This is a genomic window from Calditrichia bacterium, assembly GCA_020634975.1.
Taxonomy (GTDB): domain Bacteria; phylum Calditrichota; class Calditrichia; order RBG-13-44-9; family J075; genus JACKAQ01.
Genome location: JACKAQ010000001.1, coordinates 2,364,953 through 2,378,693 on the forward strand (window position 1 = coordinate 2,364,953; position 13,741 = coordinate 2,378,693).

At 45.5% G+C, this 13,741-nt stretch carries 3 protein-coding genes; 2 read left to right on the forward strand and 1 reads right to left on the reverse strand.

The annotated features are described in order from the left end of the window. Positions 1–64: 64 nt before the first annotated feature. Complete coding sequence (locus tag H6629_09600) at positions 65–3,328, reverse strand: caspase family protein (protein ID MCB9068047.1); 3,264 nt, start codon at positions 3,326–3,328, stop codon at positions 65–67. Between the two features lie 645 nt (positions 3,329–3,973). On the opposite strand from H6629_09600, the gene H6629_09605 reads away from it, so the two are divergent. Both H6629_09605 and H6629_09610 read left to right on the forward strand, forming a co-directional pair. After that, positions 3,974–8,221: a response regulator gene (locus H6629_09605; GenBank protein MCB9068048.1), complete on the forward strand. Its 4,248-nt coding sequence runs from the start codon at positions 3,974–3,976 to the stop codon at positions 8,219–8,221. 298 nt (positions 8,222–8,519) lie between these two features. Beyond that, positions 8,520–13,697, forward strand: a complete 5,178-nt coding sequence (locus H6629_09610) for a choice-of-anchor D domain-containing protein (GenBank protein MCB9068049.1) — start codon at positions 8,520–8,522, stop codon at positions 13,695–13,697. Positions 13,698–13,741: the final 44 nt, after the last annotated feature.

Consider the following 13,741-nt stretch of genomic DNA (forward strand, 5'->3'; position numbering starts at 1 on the left):
AGTTAATTTGTTGGTAGTGTGTCATTTTAGATAAACATGTCATTCAACGTTGCTTGAAGGATTATTAATTCACTCTGAAATCAAACTCCAGATTTTCTTGACGAGATGTCGGGGTTTGTTTGCCACCGGTCAACGTTTTGACTTGTGCTGTAACAAAATCCCGCAGTTCAGATACCACGATTTGTCCATCACCATTGCTATCCGCCGATTTCTGTTGAATGCCGACCAGCACGGAATGAGTAAATACGCCATTGGCAACCCCCTGACCTTCATAAGCAAATTCTTCGCCCCCGGCGGCTGAAATAACCATGGCGCCGGAGCCGCGGTTCAGGTTGGCAAAAAGATTTTGCATCAGTTGAAACGAATTGCTTAAGCCTACCTTCTTTTTCAGGCCGATGACCTCTAAACCCCGGAAAGAACGAACTTTTACGTTGTTGTCAACGATGTTTGTTTTTGCAGCGAGTATTGTTTCATCACGGTCCACTTCACCAGAATGACAGGCATCAATCATCATCAATTTTTTGCGTGCGGGAATGCCATCCAAAAGACCCTCCAGCATTTCGTATGGCAGCCCGTTTTCAGCAGGATTGCGGAAATCAATATCGGTAGTTGCCAGATAGTAGTTCAGATCCGCATCCAGCAGTCCGTGCCCGGCAAAAAATAAAACGACAACATCATCCACCCGGCTTTTGGACAGATTTTTTTTCACGTTTAAAACATTCTCAAGCGTTGCCTCGCTATTTAACAATTTGATGGGATATATGTTTTGAAACGTTCCGGAATTCCCGGACAAAAGGGTCTCCAAATCGATAGCGTCTTTTGCAGCGTATTCCAGATTGAAGCGCTCATCCTGATATTGGGAAACACCGATGGTCACAAGATAGAGATCCGCCGGGGCTTGTGTGCCGGTGTAAACAGTTTCAAATGTTTCCCGCAGGGACTCTGCTCCGCGCTGATTTACCACTGAAAACTGAATCTTGTTGCGCCCGTTCGATAGTGTCAGTTCAATTTGTTCAACAATCGACTGGGTATTGCGCGAACGCAGATCCAGACCACTGCTGCCATAGATGGGAACATCGTTCACATAAACATGCAGACGATCCAGATTGTACAAATTGTCCACGGCGCGTAGCTGAAATGTCAATTGTTTATTTGTGGTCGTAAGGGGAATTTTCGATGAATGCAGAGAAATTTCCGGCAGATGAAAATCACTCCCGAGCATTTCTTCGGTAAAATTCATTTTTCTCAGACGTTTTTTATAGGCTTGATGATAGGCTTTGACGAGTTCCGGTGACCCGTACCCCAATGTTTCAACAACCACATCGGGACGATTCAATCTCAGATCAAATTGTTCGAAGGGATACAGCTTGTTATCGACGCGAAATGCCACGCCTTTGTGTGCATTTTTCGAAGCCTGGTAATGGAAATCAGAGGTAATCGAGATATAATCTTTTTCGCCAATGGCAACGAGCGATGCAATCTGATCGCCGGTTGTCGTGTCGTGAATTTTGGCTTTTCCATCCCAGCCACCAATAGCCATATATTTGCCATCGCCGCTCACGCTTGCTGCTGTCAGGGTTTGGGGCTGTTTCTCGCCGGATATGATTGTTTCGCCGGTTGAGCGGTTGTAAATCATGCATCTGCCATCACCGGTAGAAATCAGCAGGCGTTTACCATCAGAGCTGAAATGCAGGGAGGTAATCCAGATGCGATCGGTTTGAATAATAGTTGGTTTTTCACCGTACTGAATATCCCAAATATCGACCTGTCCGTGAGCGTTTCCATAGGCAAATTCTTTGCTGTCGGAACTAAAATCGATGGCATACAGAGATTCATTTTGCGGCAAATTCAAGGATAATAGCGGGAGATGATCTTTGATATCCCAAACCCGAACGCTTCCATGTTTACCCGCTGTGCCCAACAGCTTGCCATCCGGACTGATTCGGACGGCAAATATCCCGCCATCATATTCATCAAAAAGATGGATCTGCTGACCATTGTCGGGATTCCATATTCGCACAGTATTATCTGCGCTTCCGGAAGCCAGCATCTTGCCATCCGGACTGAAACTCAGGGAGTAAATCCCGTTGCTGTGACCGGTTAAGGCGCGAATTTGCTTACCGGTTTTCCAATCCCACAACGTGATGTTGCCATCGGTTTCCCCGATCGCCAGCATTTTGCCATCGGAACTAAATGCCATCGTATAAATATAGCCTGTGGCTATGTCAAGCGAGGTCATCAGTTGGGCAGTTTTGAGGTTCCAGATGCGCGCACCTTTTCTTCCGCCGATGGCGATGTAAGGCATTTTCGGGTTAAATGCAATTGCTTCGACAACCTTAACTTGACTGATAAAACGCCGCACCAGTCGATTATCGGAGGCATGCCACAGCGATACGCCATCACCGCCGATGGCGAAATACTCACCACTATTTGAAAATCGGATTGCAGAACCGGCGAACCCATTGTCTAATTCTGTCGCTGTTCGATTACCGCTTTGCGAATCCCAGAAATGAATCTTGTTGGCAGCGTTGACAGTAACGAGATATTCACCGTTCGGGCTGTAGGTAAAGGCTTTGATGGGCGATGCAGCCATCGATATAGTGTGCACGGGTTGATCCGTTTCGAGCGACCAAACGTATAGCATGCCGGCATTTGTGAGTCCGGCCAGGTAGCGATTGTCAGGGCTAAACGTTATGCTTGTTAAAGCGCTGTCCGTCACAAACAGATGGCGTCGTTCTCCGGACATCCAGTCCCAGACGATTACCGATCCCTCTGCACCACTTCCGGCAAGGCTCTTTTTGTCCGGACTGAATTTCAGGTTTACAACATAAATGGCAGGATCATAAAACGCATGGATGAGTTGCGATTTCGTCAAATCCCACATGTTCGCCGCCCCCCGGGCTGCGGTCGCCAGATATCTGCCACTCTCCGAAAATTGCACTGATGAAATGTATGGAACATCATTTTGATGTTCAAATTCAAAAGCCCTTTCACCAGTCTGGATATCGTGGACATATGCTTTAAAATACCGGCTACCCATGGCAATATATTTTCCATCTTTACTGAAATCCACAGAGCCGTCACCTTCGAAAGTTCGATATTCCTGCCCGCTTTCGACGTTCCAAAGTTTTATGGAGCCCTCTCCACCAATGGTAGCAATCGCTTTATCATCCGGGCTGAATTCCAGTCCAAGAATGTGCGAGTGACCAATCTGAACAACTGTTTCAATATCCTGAGCCGTTAGGTGGCTTATAGCGGATGAGAAAATGATTGTTAACGCTGCTAAAATAGCAATTGCACATCTGTTGAAATGTTTCCTGGATTTCATGTTTTTTTCCTGTTTTGGTGTTGTGTAACAACACTTTGTGGGTTATACACCATGCGAAATAAGCGCCTTAATTCCGGCAAATCAAAGTGTAGCGCAAATATTAACCCAGTCACAACGTTCTTAAGATGTTGAGGTGCGCATGGTGTGATTAAGAAATTGCTATGTGGAATGCGCTTTATGTTATCATCTACTGTGAGGTAATGTTATAAAAAGAAATGCTAACAAACAAGTTGTATCACTTGGGTGCGATATTTTTCATCGAAATACCGTTCATTTTTCATCGTGACAACATAACACGTCAGGTTTAAGTATTCACCCAATAGGTTATCGTTTAGGACTACGTTTTAAGATACAGATGGATCGAACTCCAAAAGTTCATTCGATTTTGTTCAGTAAGCATTTAGCGCAATGCCAATATTAGTTTGCAGTTTGTTTCAGCGTATTTCACAAAAGTGGTTGATTTACAGTTGGGGTTGGCAAAACCTTCAGAGTTTATTATCTTATTAATGACTGGATGTTCATTTTTTCACTATTTCCTGCATAGTTGAGACCCTTTACAATGATTTGTTCATATCTTTCTACCTGCGGCGCAAAAAAGATCGTTCTATTTTTATGACTACTGCTGGATATACTCACAAATCTGCTATGAAAACGATATTAGCCATGTTGATATTCTCTTCGGCTATTGTTTTGGCGCAAAACACCTCAGTTACGCCATTTTCACACATCCAGCCGGAAAAAATCAAATATCCGAAAACCCTTTCTCAAAATCAGGTAAATTGCATCTTACAGGATCACAAAGGCTATTTGTGGATCGGAACGAAAGACGGATTGAACCGCTATGATGGTTATCAGTTTGTTGTTTATGGTCACGATCCTTTTGATGAAACTTCCATTTCGAATAATTTTATCACAACTATATACGAAGACAGCCAGCAGCGACTATGGATTGGCACCCGAAAAGGCTTGAACTTTTTAGATCGTTCAAAAAACATCTTTTATCAAATACCTTTAGAAAATGCCGACAAGAACAACCTTAGCCAACAAAATATTCGTGATATTACCGAAGACCAAAATGGCAATATTTTGGTGGCAACCTGGGGGAGTGGGTTAATCATTCTCACACCTTTACAGGATCAACAAACTCTTGTAATTGACAAAATATCCATTAAGAAAATTCAACATATTCACGGTTCATCAAACAGCCTAAGCAACAACCTTGTGCGGCAAGTTATCGTGGACAATAGCGGGTCAATTTGGGCAACTACATCGGTCTCCCTGGGTTCTGCACTTCATAAAATCAATTTCGATCAACAATATAAAAACTACCAAATACTCCGCGTTGGCAGTAAAGAATTTGGATCGGAGTGGGGAAGAGCGCTGGAAAGCGGAACAGAGATACTGCGAATAGCCAACGGGAAAAATGGCAATCTCTGGTTCGGTGCCGGACCGGGTTTGGTCCGTTACAACCCCCATACCGGAGCGTCAGATTTCTACAACCTCAGCCAACATGGTTTGATTCCACCCGGAGAAAATTGGGGGTGGGTTCAGACAATATTTGAAGATAATAATAACAATGTTTTATTTGGAACATTTGGTGGTTGGGCAACCTTCAATCCCCAAAGTGGTAAATATGATTCTAAACAAAACTACATCAACTTGACACCAAAAATTCATCGATATGGCATTTCTGCTTTTCTTCAGGATAAAGGTAATATCATCTGGATGGGCACAAACGGTGATGGGTTGTATAAACTCGATCCAAAATCAAAGCGTTTTTCCACAAAACGCCTGAATGATTCTCGATTAACACTTTGGAAAGGTGCGAGTATTCGGTCCATCTGCGAATCACGCAGCGGTTTATTGTGGGTTGGCACGGTGGCATCCGGATTAATCCGAATCGACAGGCATACCGGCGAATCTTCGCAATTGACAAAACTAAATAATCAATATTCAAGCACTGCGGAAGTGTATTCATTGGTTGAAGATACTTCCGGTGTGTTATGGGCGAGCAGTTTAGATGGCGTTTTCCAAATTAATAAACCGGAATCGGAAAATCCGGAAGTTACTTTCTTCCCAATTGATCCTACTGTTCCGAAAAGGGACAAAAACAATATTGTTTATAAATTACTCGTTGACCGCAACAACAATATTTGGGTCGCAACTCCTACTCAATTCGGGCAATTTAATCATTCTACGGCTAGTTATGACCTTATAACATTTATAGAGCCAAAATCCGGCAATTCTTCAAACTCAGAATTTCCGACAATTTATGAAGACGTAAACGGTAACATCTGGCTAGGATCTATTGACGGTTTACGAAAATTTGATTCAGAGAGTAAAACATTCAAAGAATATCATTTTTCTTCCAAAAAGTCATCGGGTTTAAGTCATAGCGTTGTGCGGTCAATCATTAGTGACCCCGGTCAACCGGAAAAATTTCTATGGATAGGAACTGCAGGTGGTGGGCTGAATCGCCTTGACTTGGAAACAGATACATTTCATTATTTTACACAAAAAGATGGATTGCCAGACAATGTTGTTTATGGGATTTTAAGTGACAATAACAAAAATCTCTGGATAAGCACAAATAATGGTATATCCCGCTTTACACCGGAAACCTTGTCTTTTAAAAATTTCGACGTCAATGATGGATTGCAAAATAATGAATTTAACGCCGGTGCCTTTTTCAAAAGTATTTCGGGTGAGTTATTCTTTGGTGGAATTGAAGGATTAAATGCCTTCTACCCCGATAACATTCGCAACAACGATCACAGCCCCAGTATAACCATTACGGATTTCCGGGTGTCAAATAATTCTATTTATAGTAATGATCCTGATTTACCGCATATTTCAAATACGAAAGAAAATAAAGAAATCAAGCTGTCTTATAATGACAAAGTAATCAACATTGAATTTGCGGCAATGGATTTTACAAATCCTTCCAAAAATCATTTTTCATATATCATGGATAACTTTGATAATGACTGGCAAGATGCCGGTACCAATCGCCATGTGACATATACCAACCTTGATCATGGTGAATATACGTTTCGAGTTAAGGGGACAAACAATGATGGCTTATGGAGCGAAAAAGAAGCATCGATCCGGATTATTATCACACCCCCATGGTGGCGTACTTACTGGGCTTATGCCATCTACGCGGTGTTGATTATCGTTCTATTGTTAAGTTTGCGCAGCTATGAGGTAAACCGCCAACGGTTGAAATATAACTTGCAAATCGAAAAAATTGAACGTGAGAAATTAAGGGAGCTTGACCATCTCAAATCGCGGTTTTTCACAAATGTTTCTCACGAATTTCGCACACCACTGACCCTGATTTTGGGGCAAATAAAAAATGTAGTGTCGAAAATCGATAACAAGAAAGATAAAAACAGGCTGAATATTGCACACCGAAATGCCAGCAAGTTATTACATCTAATTAATCAATTGATGGACATATCGAGATTGGAATCAGGGAAAATGACCCTGAATTTGGTCTATAATGATGTGCTTCCTTTTTTGAAAAATCTTTTGTTCTCATTTGAATCGTTGGCAGAGCAAAAACAATTGAGTTTGCATTTTCATTCGGATATTGACATCCTTGAAATGAATTACGACATGGAAAAGTTAGAAAAAATAATTCTAAATTTACTTTCAAACGCATTCAAATTTTCACCGTCTGGTGGTAGCATAACGCTGATTGTTGAGTCGCCAAATTCGCAGGTAAGCATTGCGGAAGAAACGAATTATGTAGCAATCCATTTGAAAGATACCGGAGTTGGAATTCCGGAAAACCTTCAAAAATTTATTTTCGACCGCTTTTACCAGATAGAAAATCCAATTTCCGGAGAAAACATCGGCAGCGGTATCGGGTTGGCATTTGTGAAAGAATTGGTTGAGTTGCTCCACGGCAAAATCAAATTCATGAGCACCGAAGGTGATGGAACAACTTTCAGTTTATATTTTCCTGCCGGGAAAGAGTTTTATTCTGCCAGAGGCATTCAATCAAAAACTAATGATACATCAGTTGGAAAGGCACGGTATCAGGATGAATTACTGATGGATAAATATGAAATGATACCTGATATCAGCGCTACTAATAATAAAACAACACCCGGAATGATCACAACGGCAACAGAATTGCCAATTATTCTTGTGGTAGAGGACAATGGCGATGTTCGCTCTTTTATTTGCGAACATCTACGAGATAACGGATATACAGTTCTCGAATCACCGGACGGCGAAGACGGCCTTTCCAAAGCCGGGGAAATTATCCCGGATCTCATCATCACGGATGTGATGATGCCGAAAGTAGATGGCTATGAATTCAGCAAACAAATCCGTGCCGATCAAAAAACCAGTCACATTCCCCTGATTATGTTAACCGCCAAAGCTTCGGAGGATAGCAAAATCGAAGGGCTGGAAGCCGGTGTGGACGATTATCTGGTGAAGCCCTTCAGCGCCAGGGAACTCCAGGTGCGGGTGCGAAACCTCATTCAGTTGCGAAAACAGCTTCGGGCGCGGTTCAGCAATGCTGCAAACATCGAACCGTCAGAAGTCAGCGATTTGCCGTTGGACCAGGTGTTCCTTCGCAAGGTTATTGATACCATCAAATCCCGCATGGGCGATGAAACTTTTGGTGTGGAAGACCTCGCCAGCAATACGGGAATGAGCGTTACCCACCTCAACCGCAAATTACGGGCGCTGCTGGATCAGTCACCCGGGCAATTTATCCGATCCCAACGACTGCAACGCGCGGCAGAACTGTTGTTGCAAAACGCCGGCAATGTGGCAGAAATCGCTTACCGGGTCGGTTTCAGCGACCAGGCTCATTTTACCCGCAGTTTTAAAAAACAATTCGGATGCCCGCCCACCAAATACAATGGCTGACAACCCTCTGCCGATTTTGCAGGCATTGCTCTCTCAAAATCAAATCTCCGCTTTTCTGAAATTTACCCTCGCTCAATTTTTTAACACCTGACATTTTTCTTTCGTCGTTTACGGGTCAAGCCGCATCACTGGTGTTACAGTTCAGTATCAACTGACCCGGAATGAGAGAAAATTTGCCTGATGTGCGAAAATGGCAAAGATATGGTTGATAGTGGCAAGATAATTCCGAGTCATTTTTCTTATTTTGAGGCACTATCGAAAAATTGTGCAATCAATTCCATTTACAGAGGATCGGAAAATGATCAGATCTATCCAAATTAAGCTTAAAACTGTGCTGGCAGGAATTATCATTCTGTTGACCGTAATAACCGGCGCAGTTGCCTATTGGCAATTCACTGAAACAGCGCAATTTGGCGAGGGAGATACCGCTAACCTTCTTAAAGACCAATACGCTTATCAGTATCGCGAATTACGCAAGGCGGGCAATTACGAGAAGGCAACCGACTCCCCCGCGGCGAGAGAATATGAAGAGCGAATTACCGCTGATCCCCTGCTGGGCTACCCGCCACGCGAACGGCTGAATGCAGCGATCGAGCGGATCAAGGCATTTAAAGCTAATTCCAATTTATCTGCAGGCGGGAATAGCGCGGTTAATATCAACTGGCAATCCGCCGGGCCAAATAACGCCGGGGGTCGTACCCGCGCCATCATGTGGGATCCCAACGACGTTTCGGGGAAAAAAGTTTGGGCTGGCATGACCAATGGCGGCATATGGTATACCAACGACATTTTCAGCAATTCGGAAGCGAATCCAAGCTGGACACCGGTGGGTGATTTATTTGCAAACCTGAGAATTTATTCGCTGGACTATGACAAACAAAACACTCAGGTGTTTTATGCCGGCGCCCAGCCGGGCATTTTCAAAAGTACAGACGGTGGGGCCAGCTGGTCGCCGCTGGCTGCTGCCGGCAGTTACTATGTGACCGAACTGGTGGTCCATCCTGCCACCGGTCATGTGTATGCTGTGGGACCCAAAGCCGACGCTTTATCCGGATCGGCGGTGTATCGCTCTACTAACGGCGGCAGCAGTTGGGAAACTGTTCTCGAAGCACCCAGCATATATTTCAGTGTTGATAATGATATTATTGTGGCTGCAGACAATTCTCTCTACGCCGCAATGAAAGAAGACGGTATTTATCGCTCCGTCAGCGGCAATGCAGGCACCTGGACGAAGCTGAATACCGGCACCAACGGTTTCCCCGATACTGGGGTGAGGCGAATTGTGCTGGCAGCAGCGAGCAATGCCAACGTGGTGTATGCCCTGGAAAGCTCGGGCTTGTACCGCTCGGATAACAACGGTGTAACCTGGCAACAAAAAGCATTGCCGCCTTATATCGGCACCTATGCCAGTAATTATGCGATGGCGCTGCAGGTAACGCCGGGGAACGCCAATGAAGTTTGGGCCGGCATGTTCGAAATGTACCGTTCAGCGGATGGCGGCAATAGCTGGAACACCTCCGGTGGTGGATGGGATTATCAAATTCTCTCCTTTCAACCGGGTTCTGCTACCACTGCCATTGTTGGGTCAGATGTGGGTATGGCACTGTCAACGACGATTGGAACGAATTATTCTTTTCAGCCGAGAAACAATGGCTATGCAACGCTTGAGTTCTATTCCGCAGCCATGCACCCAACTGCCGGTGATCCTTTTATGCTGGGCAGTGCCCAGGATCAAGGTATGATGCGAATCAACTGGAATTCGAACAAGGGCATTGCCGAGCCGTTGCAGTTCGGTGACGGCATTGCCAGCTTCATCGATGCAAACGATCCCAACGTGATGATGATTGCCAGACAATATGTCTCTATTTACCGGAATATTAATGGCAAAAATGGTGGCTATAGTAGCTATAGTTACATAGACGCAGGTAGCGGCGGACAGTTTATCAATCCGGCGGACTATGATCACGATGCCAATACCTACTATTTCGCGCGTAATGAAAATTCGCTGGGGCGCATTCGCAACATGACGGCTGCGACAGTCGATGTTGCACCGATCAACGGTGTGAATTTTGGCAAAACGCCCGACATGGTGCGGGTTTCTCCACATAACCCTGCTTCCTCAACGGTTTTTGTCGGCGTGTTTGATTTCTCGACCCAAAAGGCCAGAATTTACAAAATAACCAACGCGCAGACGAACAGCCCGGTGACTACCGAAATTACCGGTGATCTGAATATTAATGGATATCCGTCTAATATTGAATTCGGTGCCAGTGATAATGAATTGCTGCTGACAACAACAAGCTATGGTGTACCAACAGTCTGGTATAGTGGCAATGGTGGGCAAAACTGGATGAACAAAAAGAGTAATCTCCCGGATATGCCGGTGTGGTGGGCGCTGTTCAACCCGGATAACCGCAGTCAGGTGCTTCTGGGAACGGATGTTGGTGTTTGGGGCACAGACAATTTTACAGCGGCTTCGCCCAGCTGGCAACCGGCCAACACCGGTCTGCCCAACGTCCGGGTTCGCAAGCTGCTCTATCGCAGTTCTGATAAAACGGTTATGGCGGTAACCTATGGACGGGGCTTGTTTAAAGGTCAATTTGCTACCGGTTCCGCAGGCACACCGGACATTGCTGTAACGCCGGCCAGTCTCAGCTATGGCACCATCGGCGTTAACCAAAACAGCCCTCTGAATGTGGTTGTTAAGAATAATGGCAATGCTACATTGAACGTTTCCGGCACCTCGTTAACCGGCAATAATGCGGCTGATTATTCCATCAGCAGCGGCGGCGTTTTTACCCTGGCACCCAACGCTACCCGCACTGTAACGGTGACCTTCAAACCGCTTTCGACCGGCGTCAAATCCGCGGCTTTGCGTATTGCCAGCAACGATCCCGATACAGGCACTCTGGATGTTGCGCTGAGCGGTACGGGCGGAACAGCACAAATTGCTGCCAATCCCACCAGCCTGGGTTATGGGTTGATTGCCGTTAATCAGAGCAGTTCCAAAATCGTGGAAATTAAAAATAACGGCAACATCAATCTGGTTGTTAGCAACAGCTCACTTGTGGGCACTAATGTTGCCGATTTTACTGTCACTGCCGGTGGCGGCGGGTTTACGCTCGCGCCGAACGCCACCCGTAATATCACGGTTTCATTTAAGCCCCTTTCTGCAGGCAACAAATCCGCTGCGTTGCGCCTAACCAGTAACGCTACCGGCAATGCAACGTTTGATGTGGGTTTGAGCGGCAGCGGAACGGCGGCATCACCGGATATCCGGGTTTCGCCCTCAACGATTACTTCAACACTCGGTACTAATCAGTCCGGTTCGGTTAGTCTGACGATTTTTAATGATGCCAGCGGTGTTGGATCTGGTAATTTGAATTGGAGTGTGGCTGTTCAAGGAGCAAACATTCTACCAACGGTGAACACGGCATGGCTAACGGCTACTCCACAGCCTGTTGAGCAACTCTCGGCTGAGGAGAATTTACGCCGCAAAGCGAGACCGGAAGTAATTATGGGCGCTGCCGTTGTAGTGGGTGCCGGAGGACCGGATGCATTTGGTTATAAATGGATAGATAGCGATGAGTCGGGCGGACCGTCATACAGCTGGCAAGATATTTCCACAATTGGCACACAATTGACGCTGGCTGACAAGGATGAAGGATGGTCGGAAGTCAATCTTCCATTTACTTTTCCATTTTATGGTGTGGATAACACAACCGTAAAAATCGCCGCAAACGGATTTCTGTCCTTCGGAGCAATTCCCGGATCGAATTGGGAAAACAAGGCGATTCCGAATGCAGCAGATCCCAGTAACTTTATTGCCCCATTTTGGGATGATCTGGATTTAAGCTTCAAGGGGGCAATTCACAGTTATCATGATAGTAATGCAAATCGATTTATTGTGCAATATACAGACGTGCCGATATATCAAGGCACTTTCGACACAGGATTTACATTTCAGGTGATTCTCTCGCCAAATGGCGAAATTCTTATGCAATATAATAACCTGGTAGGTAACACGAATTCCACTACCGTAGGTGTCGAGAATGCCGGTGGATCGGTTGGGCTCCCGGTTGTTTACAATGCAGCATATTTGAAAAACCAGCATGCCGTACGTATTCAACCACCTTTGCCGCCGGCATGTGGTTGGCTTTCATCAAGCCCAACTAATGGCACAGTTTCACCTGGCAACAATGCCGCCATATCTGTGGGGCTGAATGCCTCCGGACTGTCCGAAGGCTTGTATGAATGTAACCTGATTATTACCAGCAACGATCCGGACGAAAGTCCTCTGTTCGTACCGGTTAAACTGACCGTTGGCAATAGTGCCCAGCAAACGGTTATCGTACCGGTTACGGGGTGGTATACAATATTGAGTATGCCGGTGGCTATGCCGGACTCATCGGTTGGTGCGGTATATCCCAACCACGTGCCCGATCCCAACATCACCACGCATTTTACCCGGGGAGTCGGATATTGGATCAGTCACCCAACAACGCAAAATGTCAGCATTACCGGCACACCGATCAATACGTTGACGCTTAACCTTTTCGCCGGCACAAATAATCTTATCGCGGGGCCAACCTGTGACATCCAGGTTTCAGCTATCAATGACCCAAATAACATTATTCAAGAGGTTTGGGAAAACTCCCTTACTGGCGGGTGGGTGCAGACAACGGTTATGAAGCCGGGTCGGGCGTATTACGTAACAGCCAGTCAGGCAGGAACTATCTCGATGAATTGTTCAGGAACGCGCTTCCAGGCTAATGACCATCTCCGGATACTCCGTAGTCAAATACTCTCTGAAAGTCCCGGTTTGGTAATCAGCGATGCGTTAGGAATGAAACAAAGATTGCATTTTTCTGTGGATTTTGAACAGTATGACAATATGCCCAATCCGAAGCTTCCTTCGCTGGACATGTTGCCATCCGGGTTGTTCGATGCCCGTTTTCGTGGGGGGTATGGAGCAACCAGCGGCACAGAAGCAACGATCGACATTCAGGCGGCAGCATATCCGCTAACGATTAGCGCAGAGAATCTCCCGTTTTTCCGCGAGGGAGGTATTTACATCGAAGAATTGATCGGTGAGAATGTGCTCGCAAGACATGAATTACAGGAAGGTCGCAGTGTTACCATCAGTAATCACCTCGTAAAAACGCTCCGTCTCGGACAGACTGGCAGCGAAGTACCGGAGCAGTTCCAGGTGATGCAAAATTTCCCCAATCCGTTCAATCCTACAACCGAGATCCGCTACATACTGCCGGAGAACAGCAGTGTCAGCGTAACAATATTTAACGCCCTGGGGCAGGAAATTCGCAAATTATTCGCCGGTAAACAGGAAGCTGGTATCCATTCGGTCGTTTGGGATGGAAATAATGAGATGGGGCAGCCCGCCTCTAGCGGTATTTATCTGTTCCGTATAAACACCGGTAAACATCAGGTTACCCGTAAAATGATTTTGATGAAATAATGCATCGGAAATCGTTCGAAAAGACAAAAAAACACCCAATTCAG